Raw genomic sequence first — 26,762 nt, forward strand, 5'->3', positions numbered from 1 at the left:
GCGAAAGGTGACCCGACGCGCGATCCTCGGGATCATCTCAACCGCAGCGTCGCGCATCTGCGCGCGGCAAGACGCCGGGCGGACAACCTTTTGCCGCAGGCTGCAGTGCGGATTTTTGCGCTGCTCGCGATCGCCGGGTCCATGCTCGCCGGATTTTCCGATGTCAGCCAGGCGCAGACCGCACAGGTCAAGCGCGGCGAATATCTTGTAACGCTCGGCGGCTGCAACGATTGTCACACCCCGGGGTATTTTTTTGGCAAGCCAGACAAGACGCGCTTCCTGGGCGGCTCGGAAGTCGGATTTGAAATCCCCGGTCTCGGCGTCTTTCACGGGCCGAACCTGACGCCGGATCAGGACACGGGTCTTGGCGCCTGGTCGCCCGATGAAATCGTCGCTGCCATCACAGGGGGCCAGCGGCCCGACGGGCGTATTCTTGCGCCGGTCATGCCCTGGCACGCCTTTGCCAAGCTGACACGAGAGGACGCCTACGCCATAGCCGCGTTCCTGAAGAGCCTGCCCCCGGTCAAAAACAAGGTGCCCGGCCCGTTCGGCCCGCACGAGGCCTCGACGTCATTCGTGCTGAAGATCGTGCCGCCGGCCGCTGCAACCACAGGCGGACCCTCATCGAACTAGGCGCGGCTGTTCCAAACGCATTCGCGCAAAGGCGCAATTATCCGATCAGGACATCACTCTTTTTTGCAAGAGCCATCCATGCCGCCGCATCCTGCCACACAAGAAATCGACACGCATGGCTCAAAGCCTCGGCAATGCGCAGCTGCACCGCTTGCATGGATCGCGCTCGTCGTCATTCTGGGCATTCTGCTGCTGGGCGATAGTACCGCCGCGCGGTCCGGCGGACTGATCTCTTTCCTTCCGCATCCTGCAAAGGATGCACAGGCGTTGCAGAAACAAACGGTGCCGAGCCGCAATGCTGCTGCGCTGACCACCAACCGGTTCGATATTGAATATGTTGAACCGACAGACCCTGCGCATCGCCCACTTTACGCCCTTCTGCAGCAGGAACATGTTCTGGAGAAGGTTCAGGCGCTGCTCGCGCCGGTCAAGCTGCCAATCCGGATCACGTTGAAGCTGGGCAGCTGCGATGGCGTTGCAAACGCAACCTTCTGGGATGACGTCATCAAGGTCTGCTACGAATACATAGACTATGTGCTGAAACACGCCTCCAAGGTGGCAACCGACGCTTTGCCGCTCCGGGACGTAATGATTGGACCGACGATCGAGGTTTTCCTGCATGAGGCGGGACATGCCGTCGTCGAGGTTCTGGATATTCCGTTCTTCGGGCGTGAAGAGGACGTTGCCGATTATTTTGCGACCTACATTCTGCTGCAATTGTGCAAGGACGACGCGCGGCGGCTGATCCTCGGAACATCCTTTGTCGGCGGCGCAGAAGCGATCGACGAACAAGGAAAGAGGCCGGATTTGCACCTTCTGGCCGATACACATTCGCTTCCCGCGCAACGCTATTTCAACCGCTGGTGCATGGCCTACGGCGCAAACCCCGTGCTTTTCGCCGATGCAGTCGACAACGGTCTGCTGCCGCAAAGCCGGGCCAAGCATTGCCGCTATGAATACCAGACAAACGCTTTCGCCTTCAGGACGCTGATCTCGCCCTACATCGACGAGAAGCTGAAGCAAAAGGTTTTCGCCAAAAACTGGTTCGCATCGCCGGCGATGGATCGGCCGATGTGCGCCACGACGATTTCAATGGCGATCTCGCAAGAGATCAATTGCAAGACGCTGTTGGATGAAGGGCTCTGCACCAAGCAGAGGTGAACCAACCACGACAAGGAGACCAGCATGAAGATAAGGCTTATCGGCTTGGCCATGCTTGCCATCGCCACGGTCACGCCGGCTTTCGGACAAGCAACCGGCAATTCCCCGGGCCGCCCGGAAAATCCCCCTGGTGCGCGGCCGGAAAATCCCCCTGGTGCGCGCCCGGAAAATCCTCCAGGAGCTCGCCCGGAAAGCCCTCCTGGAATGCGCCCGGAAAATCCGCCGGGAGCGCGGGCGGAGAATCCCCCGGGAGCGCGGCCGGAAAACCCGCCCGGAAAGAAGTGATGCAATGGGGCAGCTCTGTTTCCCAGAAAATGGAGCCGGGCTCACAGCCCGGCCCCAGGATCGTGGCGGAGTGCATTCAGACCGCGAGCGGATCAATTCCGGCTGCTGCGAGACGACCGCGTGACCACCGGGTCCTACAGCCACAACGAAATAACAGTTTCGCCAAGATGGCCGATATCCATCGAAGCGGTCGAAATCAGCGCTGCAAGGACAGCAGGGCTTTCGATCTTCGTTGGCTTTCGTCCCGAGTGCGGTCCCCGCAGTCCGTTCATATGCGCAGACAGACAATCGACAAACGCTCGAATATGCGTGGCCTGCTTGACGTCCTCGCGAACGATCAGCCAGACCTCACCATCCAGTTCGGCAACAGGGGGCAGGCAACGAATGAGGTCCGGCTCCCTGTCCCCGACGAAGCACGGCAGCACCGAAATGCTCAGGCCTGCCTTGATGGCAGACAGCACGTTCGTGAGACTGTTGCTGCGCGTATTGACCGTTGCATTCATGGCGACCTTGCTGAGCCAGCAGAATGGCGGCAGTCCCGCCATGGGACCCTCGACCAACGCGACGAAATGCCCGGAAAATGCGGCAGCGCTGGATGGCACGCCGTGCTCTTCGGCATAGGCCGCGCTGCAATAAGCGGTCCAGCCGGCGTCCGGAAGCCGTTGTGCGACAATGCCGCTGCCCTCGGGTCGAGAACTTGCACGCAAAGCCACATCCGCTTCACCACGAGCGACATCGAGCCGCCGATCGTCCGTGATCAGTTCGACAGTTACGCCCGGATATTGCTGGCGAAAGTTGCGCAGGAATGGCGCAATCACATAATTCGCATAGACCTCGCTCGAGGTGAAACGTACCGACCCTGACAGCATCCGCTGACTTGCATCGATGGCGCTGCGCAAAGCGAGGACTTCAGCTTCTATCCTTTCTGCGCTGTCTGCAACGAGCCGGCCGAGCGGCGTCGGCAGATATCCACTCTGTCGCGCCTCGAAAAGATCGGCGCCAACGATGCTCTCGATCTGGGCGATGCGGCGGGTGACGGTCGTCTGATTGACGTTAAGAGCCCGGGCGGCGCGCAGTGCCGAACCGGTGCGGGCCACGGCCAGCACGAAACGCAGATCGTCCCAGTCAATCATGGCGGCATTCTGCAAAAATGCAGAACAGTCTGGCAATAGTCCTGATTGCGCGAATTAGGGCCGCCGAATAATCAGGCGCGCGTCCGCGCTGGTGAAGCGGACAAGCAAAGACGCCGCGGCGCGGCCGGACTCGGTCCTGGCGCGCCTCGATAAACGTCCAACTGAAAAGCTGACCGCGTAACGGCGCCCGGTTGCCCGGACGACGGACAATGTCGCACGCCCAAACGCCAACCCGAGGAGACCACGATGCGCTCGCATGCCACTGCAACTGCCACCGTCATTCCCCAAGGGCCGTCTGCCACGCGCGCCCCGGAAATGCGGCTGGTTAGCCCTGCGGCCGTTCCGGCAGCCCTTCCCTCGCCCCTGCGGCTGATGGAGCTATCGAGCGGCTTCTGGGCCTTCAAGACACTTGCCGCCGCGCATGAACTCGGCCTGTTCGGCCTTCTCTCCGGCGGGCGAAGTATCACCGCCGGCGACTTGTCGCAAACCTTGAAAATCCATCCTCGTCCTGCCGAAATGCTGCTGACAGGCTGCGCTGCGCTTGGGCTTCTCGCCGGCGAAGACGGACGCTATCGCAACACCGCCCTGAGCGAAGCCTATCTCGTACCCGGTCAGCCGTATTATTTCGGCGGATGGGTCGAGATGGCGGACAAGCGCCTCTATGCCGGCTGGGGCAAGCTCGCCGAAGCGCTGCGCACCAATCGTCCAACCACATGGAATCCGGACACGCAGTCGTCTCTGTTCGACGGCGAAGACGCCAAGATGTTGGCGCTGTTTTGGGAGGCCATGCATTCACTGTCGATCATGACTGCTGGCGCACTCGGCCGCGCATATGACTTTGGCCGCTATCGCCGGCTGCTCGACATCGGCGGCGGTTCCGGCGCATTCGACATCGCGCTGTGCACGCAATACCCCGCTCTTCACGCCGCAGTATTCGATCTCCCGCATGTCGTTGCGATCGCCGAACGCAATGTCGCAAAAGCCGGACTTTCAGCGCGCATAGAAGGAATCGGAGGCTCGTTCTTCGGCGCATTCCCCGACGGCTACGATCTGCACCTCTTCTCGATGATCATGCACGACTGGGACGTCGATAAGAACAGGACGCTGCTGCGCCGCTCCTACGAGACCCTCGCGCCCGGCGGCGCGGTGGTCATCAGCGAATTGCTGGTGAATGACGAGAAAACCGGACCGGCATCAGCTGCCCTCATGAGTCTCAACATGCTCATCGAAACCGAGGGGCGAAACTATACCGCCTCTGAATACACCGCCTGGCTCGCTGAAGCCGGATTCCGCGACATCGAAACCGTGCGGTTCGATGCGCCGGGAGCGAACGGAGCCGTCATCGGCCACAAGCGCTGACCCTCCAACAACTTGATGGTGGCTGCAGAACCACATCCGCCGTTCTGAAAGGACATTTATCATGACCGACATTGTCGCCTACGTCTCTCAAAGCCCCTCGCGCTCGTGCTGGATCGCTGGCTTTCTGAAAGACGCAGTTCGACGCTTGATCGTGGCTCATCAGACGCGCCGCGCCTTAAGCGATCAGCCCGACGACCTCCTTCGAGACGTCGGACTGAACCGGAGCGAGATCGACTTCGTCGCCGACTCGCTGGCCTCCGGAGCTGGTGATCCCACACGCGATCCGCAGGATCATCTCAACCGAAGCGCGGCCAGGCTCAGAGCAAAGCCACTCATTTTGGCCCGATCGGTTCGTCGTCTCGCACTAGTGGCGGCGCTCACCATCTCAGCTCTCGCTGCTGCTCCGTACGCCGCGTTTGCACAGAACGCGCAGATCAAGCGCGGCGAATACCTCGTGACGCTGGGCGGGTGCAACGACTGCCATACGCCGGGATATTTCTTCGGCAAACCGGAAATGGCGCGTTTTCTCGGCGGCTCGGAAGTCGGATTTGAAATCCCCGGTCTCGGTGTCTTTTACGGCCCGAACCTGACGCCGGACCCGGACACGGGGCTCGGCAAGTGGTCGGCGGATGAGATCGTCACTGCGATCACCAAGGGCCGCAGACCTGATGGCCGCACGCTCTCGCCGGTCATGCCCTGGCACGCCTTCGCCAAGCTGTCGCGTCAGGACGCTTACGCCATCGTTGCCTTTCTTAAGAGCCTGCCGCCAGTCACGAACAAGGTTCCCGGTCCCTTTGGGCCGAACGAATCGCCAACGTCATTCGTCATGAAAATCGTGCCGCCGCAGTCTGCGACAACGGGCCAATCAGACCAAAAATAATCGCGAACAAAGACAAAGGGCCGCACAATGTGCGGCCCTTCCTTGTTTTGGTTCACTCAGACTACTGCGCTGAGTGCTGCGCGTGGGTGCGCGCACCCCGCGCCATCAGCTTGTTGAGAGCGCCGAGATAGGCCTTTGCGGATGCAACCAGTGTATCCGGATCGGCGCCGCGTGAGGTGACTGCATAATCATTCTGCGCGAGCCGCACGGAGACTTCCGCCTGCGCGTCGGTGCCCTCGGTCACGGCGTGCACCTGATAGAGCTCGAGTTTTGCCTCATGCGGAATGATCGCTTTGATCGCGTTGAACGTCGCATCGACCGGACCATTGCCGGTGGCCTGGATGGTCTGATGCCGGCCATCGATGTCGAGCTCGAGCGTCGCCGATTGCGGGCCGCGCGTGCCGGCGATCACCGTCAGCGATACGAGCTTGATGCGGTCCTGCGCCGTCGCGATTTCCTCGTCGACTAGCGCCTCGATGTCCTCGTCGTAGATGTGCTTCTTGCGGTCGGCCAGTGCCTTGAAGCGCACGAAGGCATCTTCCAACTGGTTGGAGCCCAATTTGTAGCCGAGCTCTTCCAGCTTATGCACAAAGGCGTGGCGTCCGGAATGCTTGCCCATCACCAGAGAGGTCTGTTTCACGCCGACGCTTTCCGGCGTCATGATCTCGTAAGTCTGGGTGTTCTTCAGCATGCCGTCCTGGTGGATGCCGGATTCATGCGCGAAGGCGTTCCGGCCAACAATCGCCTTGTTGTATTGCACCGGGAACGACGTCGCCGCCGACACGAGCTTGGAGGCGCGCGTCAGCATGGTCGCGTCGATATTGGTCCAGTAGGGCAAGACGTCGTTGCGCGTCTGGATCGCCATCACGACTTCTTCCAGCGACGCATTGCCGGCCCGCTCGCCGATGCCGTTGATGGTGCATTCGATCTGGCGCGCGCCGCCGGAAAGGCCGGCCAGCGAATTCGCAACCGCCATGCCGAGATCGTCATGGCAGTGCACCGAGAACACCGCCTTGTCGGAATTCGGCACGCGCTCGCGCACCATGCGGAACAACGCGGCGTATTCCTCCGGGGTGGTGTAGCCGACGGTATCGGGTATGTTGATCGTCGTGGCGCCGGCCTTGATCGCGGCTTCCACACAGCGGCAGAGGAAGTCGTGTTCGGTGCGGGTGCCGTCTTCCGAGGACCATTCCACGTCGTCCGTGTGCATCCGCGCACGCGTCACCTGCGCGATCACCATCTCATAGACTTCGTGCGGCTCCTTCTGGAGCTTGTACTTCATGTGCACCGGCGAGGTGGAGAGGAAGGTGTGGATGCGTCTGCGCGCGGCCGGCTTGATCGCTTCGGCACAGCGATCGATGTCCTTGGGCGCCGCGCGCGAGAGGCCGCAGACCACGGCGTTCTTGGTGCGCTTGGCGATCTCGTTGACCGCGGCGAAATCGCCCTCCGAGGCGATCGGAAAACCAGCCTCGATGATGTCGACGCCCATCTGGTCGAGCAACTCCGCAACCTCGAGTTTCTCCTCGTGGGTCATGGTCGCGCCCGGGCATTGCTCGCCGTCGCGCAAGGTGGTGTCAAAGATGTAGACGCGGTCCCGGTTGGACTTGGTCTGCGCGGTCATTGAAAAGGTCCTTCTTCTCTCATGCGCCCTGTCGGGTTCCGGGCGCTCATTGGGGTTCAGATCCGGCCCCCTGAGTGCCCAGGCGCGCACGCCCAGCCGGCCCTCAGGGGCTGATAAGAAGCAGACCGCCAAGAATGGTGAGGGCATGGCCCGGCAGAGGCTGAAAAGCCTCGACAGCCGTCGCGCGAAAAGTCAAAGGCGCACACATGCCCGAATATCCCTCGGAATTCTGACTCTAGCGTCGAGCAGAATGCCTAACGACGCGTAAAAGCCGGAAGTCACGTGATTTCCTTCTAGCGGAGGACGGGGCCGCCGGGCAAGGCCAAATCGCGCGCCCGGCCGGCGAGTCCCTGTTACCTCTTGTTCGGCTTGTTATTTTTGCCTTTCGGCAACTCGGCGGCGAGGGCATCGCGAGCTTTCTGCATGTCCTCAAGCGCGCCCGCCGCCACCTTGGGAAAATGTAGGTCCAAGGCATCCATGGCCTCAACAATGGCGGAGGAAATTACGAGGCGGGTGAACCACTTATTGTCGGCCGGCACGACGAACCAGGGCGCGTACGGGCGGCTCGTTTCGCGGATGCAATCCTCATAGAAACGCATGTACTCGCCCCAGAGCTTGCGTTCCTCGACATCTCCCAGCGAGAACTTCCAGTTCTTCGCGGGGTCGTCGAGCCGCGCCAGAAACCGCCGGGCCTGCTCCTCCTTTGAGACATGCAGCATGAATTTCAGGATGAGCGTGCCGTTGCGGGCGACATAGCGCTCGAAGGCGCGGATATCCTCGAAACGCTGCTCCCAGATATCCTTGGTGACGAGCTTTTCCGGCAGCTTCTGCTTCGCCAGAATTTCCGGGTGCGCGCGGACGACCAGCACCTCCTCGTAATAGGAGCGGTTGAACACGCCGATGCGGCCGCGCTCCGGCAGGCACATCGTGGTGCGCCACATGAAGTCGTGATCGAGTTCCTGCGAACTCGGCGCCTTGAAGGAGAAGACCTGGCATCCCTGCGGGTTGATGCCCGACATCACATGCTCGATGGCGCCGTCCTTGCCGGCGGCGTCCATCGCCTGAAAGATCAGCAGCACCGCCCAGCGGTCCTGCGCGTACAGCTTTTCCTGCAGCTTCGACATGCGCTGCACGCTGTCAGCCAGCATCTCCTTGGCTTCGTCCTTGTCCATAGACAGACCGCAGCAATCAGCCGGGTCGATTTCCTTGAGACGAAACCTGTCGGGATTGTCGACGCGAAAGCGATCGGCGAGGTTTTCGAGCTTCATGAATGCAGTTCAGCCCGTGCCGGGCCGGTTGGCAAGTGCGTTCCGGCGATCCGAGAGAGCAGCCGTCACAAAAGGCGCCATGCCCGGAACGTAATCAGCCGGGCTGCGCACAATGTGCGCGTCGACCAATTCAGGCTTGCTCTCCCGAGCGATGTGATCGCGAATCCGCTGGCGCAAGATCTCAGCCGGTTGCCGCGCCCGCATCGGCTTCATCATGGCGATACGAGGACCGGCAAACACCGCAAGCCAGTGCGCATCGATTTCGAGTTCGTCTGTCGAAATACCCGTCTCCTCCAACAATTCACGACATGCGCTGTTCTTCAGATCAACTCGTCCATCCTTGACGTCATCCGGGTCCGGCGTCCCGCATGGAAAATAGATCTGTCCGGCATTGGCGGTCTGGCTGCCCATGACGCCCAAGACGTAACCGCCATCCGATCCCTGAAGCATCGCCGGCGCGAAACAATTACGGATGTCTTTGTCCGGAAATCCCCAGTCGCGCCAGGCGATAAAACTGGCGAAGTCGGTTTCCAGATAGGCGCCGCGGAACAAGCCGTCTTCAGTCGAATGCTCGAACATCAGCAATACACGCCCGTTCCAGAGAGGCTTGCTTTGCCTGAGCAGATCGAAATGAGCGTTGATTTCTACTCGGCGGCTCTTTGCAAATGCCCAGGGTCGCGGTTCAAAGCGAAGATCAAGACGCTCGATGCGGGCAACGCGAATGTCCGTCATCGTGCATCAGACCTCGATCTTGCCTTCGCTGACGATGACTGCATGGCCGCCGATGGTCGCAACTGTCAGCAGCCCTGCCGATATCTCGAGGCCGAGCTCGATCTGGCTCGGCCGGCCCATTTCATAGCCCTGCGCGATGCAGATGTCGTGCTTGCCGTCGGACAAACCTCCGGCCGACGACAGCAATCCGGCAAAGGCGGCCACCGCCGCGCCGGTCGCCGGGTCCTCCGCAATCCCCATCCCCGGAGCGAACATGCGGGCACGGAAATCGTGCGCCGGCTCCTGCGTCGCCGCGGAAAACAGATAGCAGGCGGCCGGCGACGCGCCGCCAAAAACAGCTTCGAAAGTTCGCATATCGGCACGCGCGCGCTTGAGCGCGTCAAGCGACGCGACCGGGACGAATGTGAACGGCACGCGCGCCGCAAAGAACAAGGGCGCATCGGAATTCTCCGAACCCGATATCGTCTTCGGACAAGCCGAGCGCGCCGGCGACAGCCTTCCGGTCCGGCGCGGAGCCGGCCTCGGCCGGCAATCTCGGAACGGTGAATTTGGCATGGCCGCCATCATGGCCATGCGATGTCACCCGGCAATGGACGAGACCGATGGGCTCTTCCAGCACGAATCCGCGGGTATTGGCAGAAGCGGTCATGCAGCCCAGCAGCAAAGCCGTGCCAACCGTCGGGTGTCCTGCAAATGGCAGTTCGTTCGCCGGCGTGAAGATGCGCAGCCGCGCGCGATGCTCCTGGTTTGCGGGCTGCAGGACGAATACCGTTTCGGGCAAATTGAATTCCCGCGCGACCGCCTGCATGCGCGGCTGCTCCAGACCATCGGCATCGATCACGACCGCCAGCGGATTGCCGCTCAATCGCGTCTGCGTGAAGACGTCAAGGGTCACAAATCGTAAGCGCATCGCCCATGTCCCTGCCCAGGCGTTCGGCGGACGATCATGCGTCCACTTTCTGGGGTTTGAAAATCCGGCCTGGCTTCACCAATTCTTCCTGCGCCTCCACCAGCAAGATTTCCCGCGCGCCTTTGTCCGCCGTCTCCTTCAACACGCCATAGACCGATGAAACCGCATTCTGCAGCGCGTCGGCCGTCCGCCCCGTCTGCAGCAGATGCGCAAAGAACAAGGCGGCGATGGCGTCGCCTGCCCCGCTGATGGAAAGCGGCAGCAGCGGTGTGCGCACCTGAAAACAGCCCTCCGGTCCGGATGCCAGCAGATCAAGACTGTCCCGTGGCGTTTCCTCGACATGCAGCGATGTCACAAGAATATGGCGCGGCCCCAGCGCATGCAGCGCGTCGACGGCAGCGAGCGTGCGATCCAGATTGGATGTTGTCAGCCCGGACAGATAATCGAGCTCGAACTGGTTCGGCGTGATGACATCGGCGGCGGGCACTGCCCTGCTTTTCATGAATTCCGGAATGCCGTCACGCACGAACACGCCGGACTCGACATCGCCTATGACCGGATCGCAGCAATAGCGTGCCTGCGGGTTGGCGCCTTTCACCCGCGCCACGGCACCGAGAATAGCCTCACCCGTCGCCGCCGCCCCCATATAGCCGGACAGCACTCCATCGCATGTTCCAAGCGCGCCGGCCGCGTCGATACCACGCACCACCTCCCCGATCAGGCCGGCGTCGAACACCTCCCCGGTCCAAGCGCCGTAGCCGGTATGGTTGGAGAATTGCACGGTGTGGATCGGCCAGACCTCAACGCCGATCCGCTGCAGCGGAAAGGTGGCCGCGGCATTGCCGACATGGCCAAAGGCCACGTGAGACTGAATGGAAAGGAGATTCATGGTCGCGCGCGCCCAAAAGCAAAGCCCTCTCCTAGCGGGAGAGGGCTGTACTTGTCACGCGGGCAATGGATCACTTCTTGCCGGCGGCTTCGACGAACTTGTTGGTGTAGGTCTTGGACAGATCGATATTGGCCTTGGCCACGGCTTCCGATGACTGGCTGAACACGTCCAGCACCGCCTTGGCACCCTTCGGATCCATCAGGCCGGTCTGCGAATACATCGGGATCGTGTTCTTGAGCGCTGCGAGATAGAGCGCCTTGTCGGCCCCGATGAGTTCCTGCGGCATTTTCGCCATGATGTCTTCCGGCGTGTGCGAGTGAATCCATTTCAGGGTGTTCACGATCGCGGTCGCCAGGGCCTGCGCGGTCTTTGGATTTTTCTCGATCCATTCGGTCTTGGTATAGAGCGCACCACCCGGATAGTCGCCGCCGAAGACCTCGATATTGTCCTTCTGCGTGCGGGTATCGCTGAGGATGCGCAGATCCTTGTTCTTCCCCTGTAGCAACGTGACCGAGGGATCGAGCATGACCGCCGCGTCGACCGAACCCTGTTCCATTGCCGCGACCGCCGTCGCACCCAGCCCGATGCCGATCACGCCGACCGAGTCGGACGCAACACCGTTCTTCTTCAACAGGAAATTCAGGAAATAATGCGTTGAGGAGCCGGGGGCGCTGACGCCGACCTTCTTGCCGGCAAGGTCCTTGACCGACTTGATGGTGCCGGTCTGCTTGGGAGACACGACAAGGACCAGTCCCGGGAACCGATCATAGACCACGATGGATTGCAGGCTCTGGCCCTTGGAGGCGAGATTGACGCAATGATCGAAATAGCCCGACACCACGTCGGCGCTGCCGCCGAGCACTGCCGTCAGCGCCTGGGAGCCACCCTTGAAATCAACCATGTCGACCTGGAGGCCGGCCCTTTCATACTCGCCAAGCTGCTTGGCAAGCACGGTCGGCAGATAACACAGACAGCTTGCGCCGCCGACGGCGATGGTGACCTTGGTTTGCGCCATCGCGAAGCCGCTCATCAGCATCAGCGCGGCAAGCGCCGATACCAGTCGCCGCATGATCGTCCCTATCATGAAGTCCTCCCTGTTGTCACACGGCCCCTTGCCCGAGCCGCTTCGTCCGCGACGATAAAGCAGTGCAATCACGCTGGAAAGGCCGCAATCAGGTCCGCGTGTCGGCGGCGGCCGGACGCCAGACCAGAAGTCGCTTCTCCACGATGGTCACGACCGCGTCGATTACGATCACGAAAGCCGCCAGCACGAACATGCCCGCGAAGACGCCGGCGATATCGAATGTTCCCTCGGCCTGCAGGATGAGATAGCCGAGCCCCGCCGCCGAGCCGAGATATTCGCCCACCACCGCGCCCACCACGGCGAAGCCCACCGACGTGTGCAGGGAGGAGAACATCCAGGACAGGGCGGACGGCCAATAGACATGACGCATCAATTGCCGCTCGTTCATGCCGAGCATGCGGGCGTTGGCGAGCACGGTCGGGCTGACTTCCCGCACGCCCTGATAGACGTTGAAGAACACGATGAAGAAGACCAGCGTGACGCCAAGCGCGACCTTCGACCAAATGCCGAGGCCGAACCAGAGTGTGAAGATCGGCGCCAGCACGATACGCGGCGTCGCGTTGATCATCTTCACATAGGGATCGAAAATCGCGGCGATGATCGGCTGCCGCGCGAACCAGAAGCCGACCAGGATTCCGCCAACCGAGCCGATCACGAAGGCGAGCGCGGATTCAGCAAGCGTGATCCACAGATGCCGCCAGATGGTGCCCTCGGCGAACCATTTGACGATACGGCCGATGACATCGCCGGGCGTAGAGAAGAAGAATGGCGGCACCAGCGGCTTGCCGTCGCTCATCGGAATGGTGGTGAGAAAATGCCATGCCAGAAGCGTAACCAGCGCGACGCCGACCTGAAACGAAAGAAGCGCGACGCGATTCATCATCCGCCTCCCGTCTGCGCGTAACCCTTCAGCACCTCATCCTTCAGCATCTGCCAGATCTCGCGGTGCAGTTCATGGAACCCCTTGTCCAGCTTCACTTCGGAAATATCGCGCGGGCGCGGCAGCGGCACTCTCCAGTCGCCGATGATGCGCGCGGCCGGCCCCGCCGACATGATCACCACGCGATCCGACAGGGCGATCGCCTCCTCAAGATCATGGGTCACGAACAGCACGGCCTTCCTGTCCGCGCTCCACAGATCGAGCAAAAGGTTGCCCATGATCTGCCGGGTCTGCGCGTCGAGCGGACCGAACGGTTCGTCCATTAGCAGGATTTTCGGATCGCGGATCAGCACCTGCGCCAGGCCGACGCGTTTGCGCTGGCCGCCCGACAGCATGTGCGGATAGCGTTCGCCGAAATTGCCGAGGCCGACGCGCGTCAGCCAGTCCTGCGCTTTCGGCCTGGCGACCGCCGCGGAAACGCCCGCCGTCTCAAGGCCGATGGCGACATTGTCGAGTGCGGTCTTCCATGGGAACAGCGCGTCGGCCTGAAACAGGTAGCCGGACTGGCGGTTGAGGCTCGTGAGCGGCGCGCCGAATATGGACACCTTGCCGGACGATGGCGACAGCAATCCCGCGGCGGCATTGAGCAGGGTCGATTTTCCGCAGCCGGTGGGACCAACGATGGCGACGAATTCTCCGTCCTTGACCGACAGGGACGCGCTGTCGACGGCGGTGAAGACGCTGGCGTCGCTCAACCGGAAGCGGATGGTGACATCCTGCAGGGCGACGGCAGGAGCCGTGGCCGGACGCTGCGCGGACTCTTCCGCCAATGCAGAGGCACCTACGGCCATTTCCCCCTCGTCGTGATCGCGGATTTGAAATCGTGTCCGCTGTTCCCAGCGAAGCTAGCCGGACCACGCGCAAATGCAAAGCCGGGGAGCGGGACACCCGTCGCGCCATATTGTCAGCACGAGGGCCGCAGTATTTTCTGGGTCAGTTCTTGCCCCCGCCTTCGAGCTCGAGCGCCCGGCTTTTCGTCATGTCATGCAGGCAGGATGCGGCCTCAAGGCGTGAAATTGTGCCCTCGCCCAAGGCGTAATACTCGCAATTGGCATCACGATAGCGGACCCAAAGCCGATGCGCCACACGAAGCTGGTCGCGCTGCGCCGTGCTGACGGCGTCCTTCAGGGCTTTCTGATAGGCGGCGTTGAGCCGCTTGTCCCATCGCTCGGCGATGGAGGCGACGCACTCCACCATCTGGGTGGTGCTCCCGTCGCATTCCGGCTCCGGGATTTCATCCTTCTGCGCCCAGGCCGGCGAGGCCGCCAGATAAAAAGCAAAGAGGAGAGCAAATGATCGGCGCATCCGCTCTCCTCCCGTCATTCCTTGTGTTTGGCGATCAGTTCTTGGCCTTGTCGACCAGCGCGCCTTTCTTGATCCAGGGCATCATGGCGCGCAGCTTCTCGCCCACCTTCTCGATATCGTGCTGGGCGAGCTTGGCACGCGTGGCCTTGAACGAGGTCTGATTGACCTTGTTCTCCAGCATCCAGTTGCGGGTGAATTTGCCGGACTGGATGTCAGCGAGGACGCGCTTCATCTCCGCCTTGGTCTCGGCGGTGATGATGCGCGGACCGGTGACATACTCGCCATATTCCGCTGTGTTGGAGATCGAGTAGTTCATGTTGGCGATGCCGCCTTCGTAGATCAGGTCTACGATCAGCTTCACCTCGTGCAGGCATTCGAAATACGCCATCTCCGGCGCGTAGCCGGCTTCCACCAGCGTCTCGTAGCCGGCCTTGATCAGTTCGACGAGGCCGCCGCACAGGACGGACTGTTCGCCGAACAGGTCGGTCTCGCACTCCTCCTTGAAGGTGGTTTCGATGATGCCGGCGCGGCCGCCGCCGATCGCCGACGCATAAGACAGGCCGAGGTCGTGCGCGTTGCCGGAAGAGTCCTTGTGGATCGCCAGCAGGCTCGGCACGCCGCCGCCCTTGAGATATTCGCCGCGCACGGTGTGGCCGGGTCCCTTGGGCGCGACCATCAGCACGTCAAGGTCGGCGCGCGGCTCGATCAGATTGAAATGCACGTTCAGGCCGTGCGCGAAGAGAAGCGCGGCGCCCTGCTTCATGTTGGCATGCAGATGCTCGCGATAGATGTCGCCCTGCAATTCGTCAGGCGTCAGCATCATCATCACGTCGGCCCATTTGGCGGCCTCGGCGACCTCCATGACCTTGAAGCCCTCGCCTTCGGCCTTCTTGGCGGAAGCGGAGCCCTTGCGCAGCGCGATGACGACTTCCTTCACGCCGGAATCGCGCATGTTGAGCGCATGGGCGTGGCCCTGGCTGCCATAGCCGATAACGGCCACCTTCTTGCCCTTGATCAGGTTCAGGTCGGCGTCGCGATCATAGTAAACGCGCATGGTACTTTAACCCCCAGCTTGGGCGGCCCGCCGCCCCGGTTTCTTGGAAATTGGACTGGCGCAGCTTCTAGGATTGTTGGGCGCTGCGGACAAGCCCGCTCTCCGCAGCCCCTCTATTCTCGGCGGTCCCGACACGGCCAAAGGCACGGCCGTGCAGCGCCCGCAGGGCATTGAGAATGACTGCAACATCGATAACCTCCTGGAACAGCGCGCCTTCGACCGGCGTCAGATAGCCGAAAGCGGCCGCCACCATGCCCCCAACAGACAATCCGATCCCGGCCACCACGCTCTCAAGGGCAATCCGGCGTGACCGGCGCGCGATCGAAATGGCAGGCGCAATCCGGTCGACCTGATCGACCAGCAGCACCACGTCGGCAGCCTCGGCGGAAGCGGCGGCACCACGCGCCCCCATTGCCACGCCGACATCGGCCGCGGCGAGCGCCGGCGCGTCGTTGACGCCGTCCCCGACCATCATGACCGGACCTCTCTTGCGTTCCGACAGGACGGCGAGGACCTTCTGGTCAGGTGTGAGCTCGGCGCGGATCTGATCGATGTCGAGACCGTTCGCGACTGTCCGCGCCACGTCCTCGCGGTCGCCGGTTGCCAGCACGATGCGTTCGACGCCAAAGCCGCGCAGAGTCTCGAGTAATCCGGCCGCACCCGCCCGCAATTCATCAGCAAGGACGATTTCACCGGCCATCGCACCGTCGCAGGCGACCGAAACCGTGACCACCCCCGGAGTACTATGGCGCCTGGGCGGAGGGGCCGGCATGCCTTCCAGCTTCGCGGCCACAAAACGCCGCCCGCCGACCACAATGCGGCGTCCCTCGATCTCGCCTTCGACGCCCTCGCCAGGCGTTTCGGCAACATTGGTTGGCAATGCCAGCGAAAGGCCGCGCTCGCGCGCATGGGCCACCAATGCCTGCGCGATCACGTGCTTGGAGGCCTGGTCGAGCGAGGCCGCAAGGCGCAGCACGTCGTCGGCTGACAATTGGCCAGCTGTCCGCGCGGCTTTCACGCGCGCCTCACCGGAGGTGAGCGTGCCGGTCTTGTCGATGACGAATGAACGTACACGCGCCATCATCTCGAGCGCCCCGCCGCTCTTGACCAGGATTCCGTGGCGGGCCGCACGCGACAGACCGGCAACGATGGCAACCGGCACCGCCAGGATCAGCGGACAGGGTGTGGCGACGACGAGGACAGCGACGGCGCGGATCGGATCGCCGGTGAAGAACCAGGCGCCGCCGGCAAGACCTATTGTCGCTGCCAGAAAAACCATAGCGAAACGGTCTGCAAGCCGCACCATCGGCGCGCGCGAGCGCTGCGCCGCCTCAACGAGCCGCACGATAGCTGCATACGTGCTTTCCGCCGCGCGCCGGGACACCGCAAGATCGAAGATTTCCCCGACATTGGTCACGCCGCTCAGGACGGCATCGCCCGACTGCAACTGCACCGGCAAGGATTCTCCGGTCAGCGCCGACTGATCGAGCACCGCAAGGCCGTTCGCAACTTGCCCGTCGACTGGCACAACATCGCCGCGCCGGATCAAGAGACGATCGCCTGGCACGATCGTATCGATGGCGGCTTCCTCAAGTACGCCTTCCCGGTAACGCACAGCCCTGCGCGGCACGCGTTCCAGCAAGGCCGACATTTCGCGTCGGGCCCGCCCTTCTGCGAAGCTTTCGAGATACTGCCCACCGGCATACATCAGCGCCACGATGGCGGCGGCCAGATTCTCGCCGAAGGCGAGCGCTGCGCTCATCGAGAGCGCGGCCACGATATCCAGTCCGAATTTTCCGGCCCGCAAGCTGGTCCAGATTTCGGCGATCAACGCCATCAGAACCGGGACGGCCGCAGCCGCCCAGATAGGACCAGACCATTCGCCGGCCCCAAAGACGTGCGCTGCAAATCCCGCCACAAGTCCCGCAAGCGGCACGACCATCAGTACGGCGCGAAGCGGAACGGCGGTCATGCCGGCGAACAAAACTCGTTATTGTGACGCATCGAACGACACGGCGCGGGAGCGGGCATCTCTACATGGCGTCCGGGCCGCGACTGATAGCGACGACGCCGGTGCGCGCGACCTCGACGAGGCCCAGCGGCAGCATCAGACCGATGAACTGCTCGATCTTGTCGCTCTTGCCGGTGATCTCGAAGACGAAGCTTTCGGTCGTGGCGTCGATCACCCGGGCGCGGAATGCATCCGCCAGACGCAGGGCTTCGACCCTGTGGTCGCCCTTGCCCTTCACCTTGACCATCGCCAGTTCGCGCTCGAGCGACGTCACGCCGACCGTCAAGTCGACCACGCGGTGCACGGGAACGAGACGCTCGAGCTGATGCTGGATTTGCTCGATCACCATCGGCGTGCCGCGTGTCACGATGGTGATGCGTGAGACGTGCTTCTGGTGCTCGGTCTCCGACACCGTCAGCGAGTCGATATTGTAGCCGCGGCCGGAAAACAGGCCAATCACGCGCGCCAGAACGCCCGGCTCGTTGTCGACCAGCACAGAAAGCGTGTGCGTCTCGACGCCCTGCGCGGCGGGCGCTGCGGGATAGTGTGATGTCGATGGAGCGTTCACGATATTACCCTTTGCTCTTTATAGTCATGCGCGGGCTGACCCGCGCATCCATCTGTTTCGCAAAACGATGGATTGCCGGGTCAAGCCCGGCAATGACACTTGATTACACCATCACCTTGCCTTCTTCGGTGATCGCCTCGTCGAGGCTTTCGGCGGCGTCGCCCAGGATCATCTCGTTATGTGCGCGGCCCGACGGGATCATCGGGAAGCAATTCTCGCTCTGGTCGACCACGCAGTCGAAGATCACCGGCTTGTCGACATCGATCATTTCCCTGATCGCGTGATCGAGATCGCCCGGCTTGCTGCAGCGGATGCCGACCGCGTGATAGGCCTCAGCGAGCTTCACGAAATCCGGCAAGGCCTCCGAATAGCTCTCCGAGTAACGGCCGCCATGCAGCAATTCCTGCCACTGGCGCACCATGCCCATATACTGGTTGTTCAAGATGAAAATCTTGATCGGCAACCGATACTGCACCGCAGTCGAGATTTCCTGCATGGTCATCAGCACCGAGGCTTCGCCGGCGATGTCGATGACAAGCGAATCCGGATGCGCCATCTGCACGCCGACCGCCGCCGGCAGGCCATAACCCATCGTTCCAAGACCACCAGAGGTCATCCAGCGGTTCGGTTCCTGGAACTGATAGAATTGCGCCGCCCACATCTGGTGCTGACCAACTTCGGTCGTGATGTAAGTGTCTTTGTCTTTCGTCAGCTCGAACAGACGCTGTATCGCATATTGCGGCTTGATCAACTCGTTTGAGGCTCGATAGCTGAGCGACTTGCGGGCGCGCCACTTTTCGATCTGCTTCCACCAATCCTGCAGCGACTTTTTGTCCGGCTGCGCGTTGGTGCCGCGCCAGATGCGGATCATGTCATCCAGCACATGCGCACAATCGCCGACAATGCCGATATCGACCTTGACGTTCTTGTTGATCGACGACGGATCGATGTCGACATGGATCTTCTTGGAGTTGGGCGCGAACGCGTCGAGCCGGCCAGTGATGCGGTCGTCGAAGCGCGCGCCGATGCAGATCATCACGTCGCAATCATGCATCGCCCAATTCGCTTCATAGGTGCCGTGCATGCCAAGCATGCCGAGCCATTGCGGATCAATGGCGGGATAAGCCCCGAGGCCCATCAACGTGGACGTGATCGGATAGCCGGTCAGCTTCACCAGTTCCCGCAGGAGATGGGTCGCTTCATTGCCCGAATTGACGACGCCGCCGCCCGTGTAAAAGACCGGACGCTTGGCCTTCGCCATCAATTCGACAGCCGCCTTGATCTTGTCCATGTCGCCCTTGAGCTTCGGCGTATAGGTTTTGTGCTTGATGTTGGTCGGTCCGGAATACATGCCCTTCGCGAACTGGATGTCCTTGGGGATGTCGATGACGACTGGACCGGGGCGCCCGGTCGCGGCGACATAGAACGCCTCGTGCAGCACGCGCGGCAGGTCGGCAATGCTCTTCACGAGATAATTGTGCTTGGTGCAGGGCCGCGTGATGCCGACGGTGTCGCATTCCTGAAACGCGTCATTGCCGATCAGATGCGTCGGCACCTGCCCGGTGATGCAGACCAGCGGAATGGAATCCATCAAGGCGTCGGTCAGGCCGGTCACCGCATTGGTGGCGCCGGGACCTGAAGTCACGAGCACGCAGCCGATCTTGCCGGTGGAACGCGCATAGCCCTCGGCGGCGTGAACCGCCCCCTGCTCATGCCGCACAAGGATATGGCGCACCTTCTCCTGCTGAAACAGCGCGTCGTAGATCGGAAGCACCGCGCCGCCGGGGTAGCCAAAAATGTGTTTGACGCCCTGATCGGCAAGCGCCTCGATGACCATCTCGGCCCCGGTCATTTCCTTGCTCATGCTCTGCTCCACTCGAACGCGTATGCGTCTTTAAAGGGTTTCAGGTGTGCTCCGGAATCAAAAAGGGTCCCGAAGGACCCTGTCAGCGCACCGCCTCACGCGGGTGATCAGTCACCCACGGCGATGCGCCCTCCTACTACGATCAGCGAAATAAAATTGCGTAGCATTGGTCTATCCGGAACGAAGATTTCGCTCGTCTATATCGCCCCTTTCCGGGGCGGTCAAGCAGTCCAATGAATTTCAGTCAGGGCAGTGTATCGCTAATATTGCGGCCGGCAACTGAGGATATTCCGGGGTCGGGAGGCCATATGCGAGCGATACAATTAATTTTGACAGCGATTGTCGGCATAAGCTTGTTGTCTACGCCCATTACGGCCCAGACGCCCCAGCCGACGCCGGCCGCATCCGCCCCTGCCAAGGAACCACTGCGGACGGTCGCCTGGAACAAGATCGCGGGCAACTGGAAGCGTTTCAAGGGCAGCATCAAGCAGCGATGGGGCAAGCTGACCAAAAACGAGATCGCACAAGCCCAGGGCCGGCGCGAGGCACTGAACGGCTTCATCCAGGCCCGCTACGGGATCGATCGGGAAGCCGCAGATCGCCAGATCGACGAGTGGCTGAAGACGGTGAAGTGAGCCGACCCCCTTCAGGCCATCTTCTGGCGCCTCCTGGTCTTGCTGCGTCAGACGCGGCAACAACAGCAACACGGTTGACCGCGCCGCTATTCTGGACGCGCAAGCTCGTCGGCGAGACGCGCAGGCGCTAGCCGATCTCGCCGATACGGCACGCCGTCTGCGGCTTGAGGCGATGATCGTGTTGCTGACCGTGATCGAGGTCCTGTTCACCTCGTATGCATTCTTCATCGAGCCGATCATGTGGCGGGATGAACCGCGGCCAAGGCCGCGTTGAGGTGGTCGGAAGCGGCGGCGGGATCGACCCATAGCCAGTCCGGCATCTGGTTGCGGAACCACGTCACCTGCCGCTTCGCATAGCGCCGCGTGTCCATCTTGCCGCCCGCGGCGGCCGCTTCGAGCGAGATTTCGCCACGCAGATGTCTGCGCAGCCAGGGCACGCCATGCGCCTTCATGGCCGGCAGATTCTCCGGCAGGTTGCGCGCGTCGAGCGCCCTCACCTCCTCAACCGCGCCGGCTTCGAGCATCAGATCAAACCGCTTCTCAATGCGCAGCTTCAGTTCCTCGCGGTTAGGCGTCAGAAAAATCTTGATTGCGCGCTCAGGCGCGATGAGCGCAGGCATGTCCTCCCGGTGCCAGTCGGACATCGTGCGGCCGGTCGCTTCAACCACTTCCAGTGCGCGCAAGATACGTGAACGATCACGCGGCATGATGCGCCCGGCGCTTTCCGCATCGCGGCACTGCAATTGCGCATGCAACGTCGCGACGCCTTCCGCTTCCAGGCGCGCTCGCAACCCCGCCCTGATCGCGGGGTCGATCGGTGGAATGGCTGCGAGTCCGGTTGTCAGTGCCATGAAGTAGAGGCCGGTGCCGCCGACCAAAACCGGCATCCGCCCGGCAGCCCTGACCTCCTGCAAAACGTTTCGAACATCGCCAAGCCAGCGCCCGACCGAATAATTCTCGGCGGCATCGACGTGGCCATAGAGGCGGTGCGGGACACGCTTCTCTTCCTCGGGCGTAGGGCGCGCGGTGATGATGCGGAGGTCGCGGTAGACCTGCATCGAATCGGCATTGATGACGACGCCGTTCAGCCGCTCCGCCAATTCCAGCGCCACGGCGGACTTGCCGCTGGCGGTCGGCCCTGCAATAAGCACCGCGTCTGCACGCCCCTCCTTGCCCCGATTGCTCATTGCATGACTCACGTTGCGACCCTGATCGCCAATCCGGCAACATCCATACTCCGCGATGACATCCTGGCGCGGGCGCACACCGCCCTCCCAGGCGCTGCGGCCGCGCTCTGGCTGGACCATGGTATCGCCGCCGACATCCCCTTTACCCCGGAAGCCGGCGCAGACCAACGTCAACTCGCCGACGGCATTCGCTCCGCGCTCTCTGGTGCGAAAATCGATGTCGTGGTGCAGCCTGCAATTCGCCGGCGCAAGAAGCTGTTCGTGGCTGACATGGATTCCACCATGATCGGCCAGGAATGCATTGACGAACTCGCCGATCTCGTCGGGCTCAAGGCGCATGTATCGGCGATCACAGAGCGCGCCATGCGGGGCGAAATCGCCTTTGAACCCGCCTTGCGCGAGCGGGTCGCGCTGCTCAAAGGCCTGCCGGAAACCGTGGTCAATGAGGTGATCGAAAACCGCATCACCCTGAACCCTGGCGCCCAAACCCTGGTCGAGACTATGAAGCGGAACGGCGCGCATACGTGTCTCGTATCCGGCGGCTTTTCGTTATTCACGCAGCGGATTGCCTGCATGATCGGGTTCGATGAGAATCATGCCAACACCTTGCTGATCAAGGACGGCAAGATGACCGGCGAGGTCGATGAGCCGATCCTTGGCCGCGAGGCCAAGCTCGACACGCTGCTCGAACTCGCGCGCTATCTGCAGGTGCCGCTGGAGGAAACGCTCGCGATCGGCGACGGGGCCAACGATCTTGCCATGATCGAGCGCGCCGGTCTCGGGATCGCCTATCACGCCAAGCCCGCTGTCGCCGCCGCCGCGCATGGACGGATTGATCATGGCGACCTGACCGCCCTGCTTTACCTGCAGGGTTACAAGCGGAGCGAATTCGTCACTCCATAAAAGGGGGCGATCAGCCCTTCAGACACGGACGGGGGCTTTGCGTGGCGGACGAATGCGGCGCAAGACAGTCACCATGTCATGGCGGTCGCAGATGACAGCGCCGCGCCCGATCGCAAGCCGGCGCTCATAGGCGGTCAGATCATAGTGAGGCAGGTCGGTCTTTGGCGGGCCCTGATAGGACGTCCGCTTGATGCCGAGCGCAGCCGCAAACCTATGGAGTTCACCGATGTCGTCGGCGAGCAGATGGCACCATCGCAACCCATGACACGGCCATATCGCATCGTCGATATAGACCGCCATGCGTGTCGCTGGAAGTTTACTGCAAGCTGAGCGCGACGAAGCGCAACTCGCCCGTCGCATTCGCGACCAGAAGCAGCGCTGATTTGCGTCCGTCCTTTTTCAGCTTGTCGATCTTCTTCTGGAAATCGTCGGCATTGGCGACCGCTTCCTGAGCCACTTCCACAATCACGTCGCCGACCGACAGCCGCTTCTCGGCGGCGGGCGAGGAGGGATCGATCGCGGTGATCACAACGCCTTTGATATTATTCTTGATCTTGTGCCGCTTGCGCAGCTCGTCGGAGATATTGGCGAGGTCGAGACCGAGCGCCTTCTTGACGACGGACTTTTCCTTGTCCTGCGGCGTGGTTGAGCGTGCCGAGGCCGGCTGCGGTTTCTCGCCGTCCTCGAGGCGGCCAAGCTTCACGGTCTTCCGGTGTTCCTTGCCCTTGCGGACAATGACGACTTCGACTTCCTTGCCGACGGCCGTGTCCGCGACGATACGCGGCAGATCGCGCATCGCTTTCACGTCCTTGCCGTCGAACTTCACGACGACGTCGCCAGGTTCGATGCCGGCGGGCTTCGCCGGACCGCGGTCGTCAACGCCGGCAATCAAAGCGCCGCGCGCCGGTTTCAGGCCCAGCGTCTCGGCGATGTCGTCGGTCACTTCCTGGATGCGAACACCGAGCCAGCCGCGCCGGGTTTCACCAAATTCGCGCAACTGATCGATAACGCCGACAACGGTTTTTGAGGGAACCGCAAAGCCAATGCCGATCGATCCACCGGAGGGAGAGATGATCGCGGTGTTCACGCCGATGACTTCGCCCTGCAAATTGAACAGAGGACCACCCGAATTGCCGCGATTGATGGCGGCGTCAGTCTGGATGTAGTTGTCATAGGGGCCGGAATTGATATCGCGATTGCGCGCCGAAACGATGCCGGCCGAAACCGAGCCGCCGAGGCTGAACGGATTGCCGATGGCGACCACCCATTCGCCAAGACGCAGCTTGTCGGAATCGCCGAACTTCACGGCGGTCAACGGCTTCTCCGGCTTCACCCGCAGCAGCGCCAGATCGGTCTTTTGATCGCGGCCGACAATCTCCGCCTTCAGGCGGGACCCGTCATTGAATACAACGGTGACTTCATCGGCCTCGGCAACGACGTGATTGTTGGTGACGACAAGGCCGGCGGCATCAATGACAAAGCCGGAGCCCAGCGAATTCACGCGACGCGGACCGGGATTCTGGTTCTCGCCCTGCCCGCCCGGACCGCGCCGGTTCTTGAAAAACTCCTCGAAGAATTCCTCGAATGGCGATCCTGGCGGCACCTGCGGCGTCCGGTTCTCGCCGCGCTGGCCGTTCTGACCGGCATTCGGGCGTGCTTCGACCTTCTGCGAGGTGGAAATATTCACCACCGCGTCGATAACCGTTTCCGCGACATCGGCGATGCCCTCCGGACCGCGCGCGGCGGCCGGCGTGGCCAGCGTCAGCGCCATCACAGCCGCAACGGCCAGTACGGGGCGACGAAACGCTTCGACAGATCGAACAACGACTGCGGACATGGTCTTCAGATCTCCAAGGGCGCTCTTCCAGAGCGGCGGCTTTACGGCACACTGCCCCCCTCGCGGGGACGGTGCAAGGGTGCGGGCAAGCGCGCCAATTAGAGAACGGATTGGGGCGGAAAAGCGGCCCGGATTCGGAATTTTCGGCCGGTTCACAAAGCCGTGTGCTTTAGCCCCGGATCGCCCAGATCAGCAGCATGCCGATCACAGCCGAGCCGATGCCGACGATTCGCAGCGCCCCGTCCGGGGCCTCCAGCACGCTCGTCATGGCGCGCTTGGTCCATTCCGGGAAGGCGGCGAACAGCAATCCTTCCAGAACGAAGACGAGGCCGAGTGCGACGAAGAAATCGGACATCCGCAAATCCGTGCGCACCCGCCCCCGTTCCGAAGGCTCAGCGTGGCTGGCCGGACTGTGCCGGCGCAGCAGCCGCGCCGTCACGCGGTTTTCCACTCGGGTCCGTGAAATAGCGGAAGAAATCCGAATCCGGCTTCAGCACCATACGGGTATCGTTGCTGCGCAGGCCCGCTTCATAGGCTTGCATCGACCTGTAGAAGGAAAAGAAGTCGGCGTCGCGGCCGAACGCCTGGGCAAAGATGCGGTTACGCTCGGCATCCCCCTCGCCGCGGATCTGCTCAGACTGGGATGTTGCTTCCGCGATCAGCACCGTGACGTCGCGATCAGCGCGCGATCGGATTTCCTGGGCGCGCTGGTTGCCCTGCGCGCGGAACTCGGCGGCTTCCCGCTGGCGTTCGGTCTGCATGCGCTGATACACCGCCTGACTGTTCTGCTCGGGGAGATCGGCGCGTCGGATACGGACATCCACCACGTTGATGCCGTAACGCTCCGCCTCGCGATCGAGCTGCTCGCGAATCCGGCCCATGAGGGCGCTGCGATCATCGCGCACCAGCGCCTGGAACGAGGATTCGCCGAGCACGCGGCGGAGCGCCGAATTCAGCAATTGCGAAAGCTGGGCGTTGGCGCCCTGAACGGTTCCGATCGCCTGATAGAAGCGCAGCGGATCGGTGATCTGATAGCGCGCAAAGGCGTCCACGACGAGGCGCTTCTGGTCCGAAGCAATGACTTCCTGCGCCGGATTTTCAAGATCGAGAATGCGCTTGTCGACGAAGATCACATTGTCGATGAAGGGCATCTTGAAATGCAGCCCGGCCTCCTTGATCACCGCACGCGGCTCACCAAAGCGCAGAACCAGTGCCTGGCGCGTCTCATAGACAGAGAACATTGCGCTGTAGCCGACGATCGCGGCGACGGCGATGATAACGAGGACGACCCCTCCGGCAATTCCGAGCCTCATTGGGCGACTCCCGTGCGGCGCTGCGGCTGCTGCGGAGCGGCCTGCGGGCGCGTTAATTCGTTAAGCGGAAGATAAGGCACGACACCGCCATTGCCGACGCCGGCATCCAGGATGATCTTGTCGGTGCCGCCAAACAGCCGCTCCATGGTTTCGAGATACATGCGCTGACGCGTGACCTGCGGCGCCTTGGCATATTCCTCATAGACTTTCAGGAAGCGCGCAGTCTGACCGGTCGCTTCCGCCACCGTCTGCTCGCGATAGGCCTCGGCAGCCTGCAGAATCTGCGCAACACGCCCGCGCGCCTCCGGGACGACGCGGTTGGCATAGGTCTGCGCTTCATTCTGCGCGCGTTCGAGGTCGGCACGGGCCGCCTGCACGTCGCGGAATGCGTCGATCACCTGCGCAGGCGGGTCGACTTTCTGCATCTGCACCTGGGTAATCAGAATGCCCGCTCGATATTCATCGAGCGTCTTCTGCATGAGTTCGTGGACCGCATTTTCAATGTTCTGACGATTCACCGTGAGAACTGACTGAATGTTGGAACGGCCGATCACCTCGCGCATCGCGCTTTCCGCAACCGCCTTCACCGTGCCTTCCGGATTCTGGATATTGAAAAGGAACTTGCCCGCTTCGCCCGGCCCCGGCTTGATTTTCCAGAACGCGGTGAAGTCGACGTCGACGATGTTCTCGTCGCCGGTCAGCATCAGGCTCTCTTCCGGCACGTCGCGCGAAGCGGTCCCGCGGCGAGCGTCATCGACAGTGCGCATGCCGACGGTGATCGCGCTGATGCGCTCGATATTGGGCTTCAGAACGGTCTCGATCGGATACGGCAGATGATAGCCCCATCCGGCCGGAACATCGCGAACATATTTGCCAAAGCGGAGGACGACGCCCTGTTCTCCGGGTTGAACGATGAAAAAGCCGGAAATGCCCCAAACCAGAAGGCCGAGCAACGCCAGCAGCAAAATTCCGCGGCCGCCGAGATTCCCGCCGGGAAAGACATTCTTCAGCTTGTCCTGGCTCCGGCGCAGAAGATCTTCGAGATCGGGCGGCGTAGAGCCTCCCGACGACTGAGGACCGGACCCCCACGGCCCCTTGGGACCCGAACCCCAAGGCCCGCCCTGATTGCTCCACGGCATCGACACATCTCCTTGAGCAGTACCGGTTTTCGGCCGGCAGCCCTGTTCCGG

General features: G+C 62.1%; 27 protein-coding genes and 1 pseudogene. 7 read left to right on the top strand and 21 right to left on the bottom strand.

Annotated features, from left to right (window positions below; genetic code table 11):
* The first annotated feature begins 141 nt into the window (after positions 1-141).
* Both RO009_23315 and RO009_23320 read left to right on the top strand, forming a co-directional pair.
* Entirely contained in the window at positions 142-633 is a 492-nt protein-coding gene (locus RO009_23315; GenBank protein ID MDT3687961.1) for a c-type cytochrome, read from the top strand.
* 78 nt (positions 634-711) lie between these two features.
* The gene (locus tag RO009_23320; protein MDT3687962.1) at positions 712-1,794 is read left to right on the top strand and encodes a DUF4344 domain-containing metallopeptidase; all 1,083 of its coding nucleotides are present in this window, start codon (positions 712-714) and stop codon (positions 1,792-1,794) included.
* Between the two features lie 419 nt (positions 1,795-2,213).
* Here the strand turns inward: RO009_23320 and RO009_23325 are convergent, their stop codons facing one another.
* Positions 2,214-3,212 (bottom strand): LysR family transcriptional regulator, encoded by a 999-nt coding sequence (locus RO009_23325; protein MDT3687963.1) that lies wholly within the window; start codon positions 3,210-3,212, stop codon positions 2,214-2,216.
* Positions 3,213-3,458: 246 nt separating this feature from the next.
* Here RO009_23325 and RO009_23330 point away from each other — a divergent pair, with 246 nt between their 5' ends.
* The 3 genes and pseudogenes from RO009_23330 (at position 3,459) to RO009_23340 (ending at position 5,451) form a co-directional block, all read left to right on the top strand.
* Positions 3,459-4,571, top strand: a complete 1,113-nt coding sequence (locus RO009_23330; protein ID MDT3687964.1) for a methyltransferase — start codon at positions 3,459-3,461, stop codon at positions 4,569-4,571.
* Positions 4,572-4,632: 61 nt separating this feature from the next.
* Positions 4,633-4,791 (top strand): annotated as a pseudogene (locus RO009_23335) (DUF1127 domain-containing protein).
* A gap of 162 nt (positions 4,792-4,953) precedes the next feature.
* The gene (locus RO009_23340) at positions 4,954-5,451 is read left to right on the top strand and encodes a c-type cytochrome (protein MDT3687965.1); all 498 of its coding nucleotides are present in this window, start codon (positions 4,954-4,956) and stop codon (positions 5,449-5,451) included.
* 61 nt (positions 5,452-5,512) lie between these two features.
* Here the strand turns inward: RO009_23340 and RO009_23345 are convergent, their stop codons facing one another.
* From RO009_23345 to RO009_23410, 14 genes are all read right to left on the bottom strand, one after another.
* Positions 5,513-7,072: a 2-isopropylmalate synthase gene (locus RO009_23345; GenBank protein ID MDT3687966.1), complete on the bottom strand. Its 1,560-nt coding sequence runs from the start codon at positions 7,070-7,072 to the stop codon at positions 5,513-5,515.
* A 353-nt stretch (positions 7,073-7,425) separates the two neighbouring features.
* Complete coding sequence (locus RO009_23350) at positions 7,426-8,340, bottom strand: polyphosphate kinase 2 family protein (protein ID MDT3687967.1); 915 nt, start codon at positions 8,338-8,340, stop codon at positions 7,426-7,428.
* A 9-nt stretch (positions 8,341-8,349) separates the two neighbouring features.
* The gene (locus RO009_23355) at positions 8,350-9,072 is read right to left on the bottom strand and encodes an NUDIX hydrolase (protein ID MDT3687968.1); all 723 of its coding nucleotides are present in this window, start codon (positions 9,070-9,072) and stop codon (positions 8,350-8,352) included.
* Positions 9,073-9,078: 6 nt separating this feature from the next.
* Positions 9,079-9,486, bottom strand: coding sequence for a PhzF family phenazine biosynthesis isomerase (locus tag RO009_23360; GenBank protein MDT3687969.1), 408 nt, complete (start codon positions 9,484-9,486; stop codon positions 9,079-9,081).
* On the bottom strand, positions 9,452-9,982 hold the full coding sequence (locus tag RO009_23365; protein MDT3687970.1) for a PhzF family phenazine biosynthesis protein: 531 nt from the start codon (positions 9,980-9,982) through the stop codon (positions 9,452-9,454). Before RO009_23365 ends, RO009_23360 begins: the two co-directional genes overlap by 35 nt.
* A 34-nt stretch (positions 9,983-10,016) precedes the next feature.
* Positions 10,017-10,871: a pyridoxal kinase PdxY gene (pdxY, locus tag RO009_23370; protein ID MDT3687971.1), complete on the bottom strand. Its 855-nt coding sequence runs from the start codon at positions 10,869-10,871 to the stop codon at positions 10,017-10,019.
* 70 nt (positions 10,872-10,941) lie between these two features.
* A complete protein-coding gene (locus RO009_23375) occupies positions 10,942-11,955 on the bottom strand; it encodes an ABC transporter substrate-binding protein (GenBank protein MDT3687972.1) in 1,014 nt (337 codons plus the stop codon).
* 88 nt (positions 11,956-12,043) lie between these two features.
* Positions 12,044-12,835 carry an ABC transporter permease gene (locus RO009_23380; protein MDT3687973.1) on the bottom strand — a complete coding sequence of 264 codons (792 nt, stop codon included), beginning with the start codon at positions 12,833-12,835 and terminating at the stop codon, positions 12,044-12,046.
* Positions 12,835-13,686, bottom strand: coding sequence for an ABC transporter ATP-binding protein (locus RO009_23385; protein MDT3687974.1), 852 nt, complete (start codon positions 13,684-13,686; stop codon positions 12,835-12,837). Before RO009_23385 ends, RO009_23380 begins: the two co-directional genes overlap by 1 nt.
* A 142-nt stretch (positions 13,687-13,828) precedes the next feature.
* Complete coding sequence (locus tag RO009_23390; protein MDT3687975.1) at positions 13,829-14,200, bottom strand: lysozyme inhibitor LprI family protein; 372 nt, start codon at positions 14,198-14,200, stop codon at positions 13,829-13,831.
* Positions 14,201-14,234: 34 nt separating this feature from the next.
* Positions 14,235-15,254 (bottom strand): ketol-acid reductoisomerase, encoded by a 1,020-nt coding sequence (gene ilvC, locus RO009_23395; GenBank protein ID MDT3687976.1) that lies wholly within the window; start codon positions 15,252-15,254, stop codon positions 14,235-14,237.
* A 67-nt stretch (positions 15,255-15,321) separates the two neighbouring features.
* Entirely contained in the window at positions 15,322-17,226 is a 1,905-nt protein-coding gene (locus tag RO009_23400; GenBank protein ID MDT3687977.1) for a heavy metal translocating P-type ATPase, read from the bottom strand.
* 61 nt (positions 17,227-17,287) lie between these two features.
* A complete protein-coding gene (ilvN, locus tag RO009_23405; protein MDT3687978.1) occupies positions 17,288-17,836 on the bottom strand; it encodes an acetolactate synthase small subunit in 549 nt (182 codons plus the stop codon).
* A 100-nt stretch (positions 17,837-17,936) separates the two neighbouring features.
* The gene (locus RO009_23410; GenBank protein MDT3687979.1) at positions 17,937-19,697 is read right to left on the bottom strand and encodes an acetolactate synthase 3 large subunit; all 1,761 of its coding nucleotides are present in this window, start codon (positions 19,695-19,697) and stop codon (positions 17,937-17,939) included.
* Between the two features lie 308 nt (positions 19,698-20,005).
* Here RO009_23410 and RO009_23415 point away from each other — a divergent pair, with 308 nt between their 5' ends.
* Positions 20,006-20,332, top strand: coding sequence for a CsbD family protein (locus tag RO009_23415; GenBank protein MDT3687980.1), 327 nt, complete (start codon positions 20,006-20,008; stop codon positions 20,330-20,332).
* Between the two features lie 236 nt (positions 20,333-20,568).
* Here RO009_23415 and miaA read toward each other — a convergent pair whose 3' ends face one another.
* Positions 20,569-21,519 (bottom strand): tRNA (adenosine(37)-N6)-dimethylallyltransferase MiaA, encoded by a 951-nt coding sequence (gene miaA, locus RO009_23420; protein MDT3687981.1) that lies wholly within the window; start codon positions 21,517-21,519, stop codon positions 20,569-20,571.
* Between the two features lie 3 nt (positions 21,520-21,522).
* Between miaA and serB the strand changes: the two genes are divergently transcribed.
* Positions 21,523-22,422 carry a phosphoserine phosphatase SerB gene (gene serB, locus RO009_23425; GenBank protein ID MDT3687982.1) on the top strand — a complete coding sequence of 300 codons (900 nt, stop codon included), beginning with the start codon at positions 21,523-21,525 and terminating at the stop codon, positions 22,420-22,422.
* Between the two features lie 18 nt (positions 22,423-22,440).
* Here serB and RO009_23430 read toward each other — a convergent pair whose 3' ends face one another.
* From RO009_23430 to hflK, 5 genes are all read right to left on the bottom strand, one after another.
* Positions 22,441-22,722 carry a DUF4031 domain-containing protein gene (locus RO009_23430; GenBank protein MDT3687983.1) on the bottom strand — a complete coding sequence of 94 codons (282 nt, stop codon included), beginning with the start codon at positions 22,720-22,722 and terminating at the stop codon, positions 22,441-22,443.
* Between the two features lie 16 nt (positions 22,723-22,738).
* Positions 22,739-24,193 carry a Do family serine endopeptidase gene (locus RO009_23435; GenBank protein ID MDT3687984.1) on the bottom strand — a complete coding sequence of 485 codons (1,455 nt, stop codon included), beginning with the start codon at positions 24,191-24,193 and terminating at the stop codon, positions 22,739-22,741.
* A 235-nt stretch (positions 24,194-24,428) separates the two neighbouring features.
* The gene (locus RO009_23440) at positions 24,429-24,614 is read right to left on the bottom strand and encodes a DUF2065 domain-containing protein (protein MDT3687985.1); all 186 of its coding nucleotides are present in this window, start codon (positions 24,612-24,614) and stop codon (positions 24,429-24,431) included.
* Positions 24,615-24,651: 37 nt separating this feature from the next.
* The gene (gene hflC / locus RO009_23445) at positions 24,652-25,572 is read right to left on the bottom strand and encodes a protease modulator HflC (protein MDT3687986.1); all 921 of its coding nucleotides are present in this window, start codon (positions 25,570-25,572) and stop codon (positions 24,652-24,654) included.
* The gene (hflK, locus tag RO009_23450; protein ID MDT3687987.1) at positions 25,569-26,711 is read right to left on the bottom strand and encodes an FtsH protease activity modulator HflK; all 1,143 of its coding nucleotides are present in this window, start codon (positions 26,709-26,711) and stop codon (positions 25,569-25,571) included. Before hflK ends, hflC begins: the two co-directional genes overlap by 4 nt.
* Between the last annotated feature and the right edge of the window lie 51 nt (positions 26,712-26,762).

The sequence above is a fragment of the Pseudorhodoplanes sp. genome (assembly GCA_032027085.1).
Classification (GTDB): domain Bacteria; phylum Pseudomonadota; class Alphaproteobacteria; order Rhizobiales; family Xanthobacteraceae; genus Pseudorhodoplanes.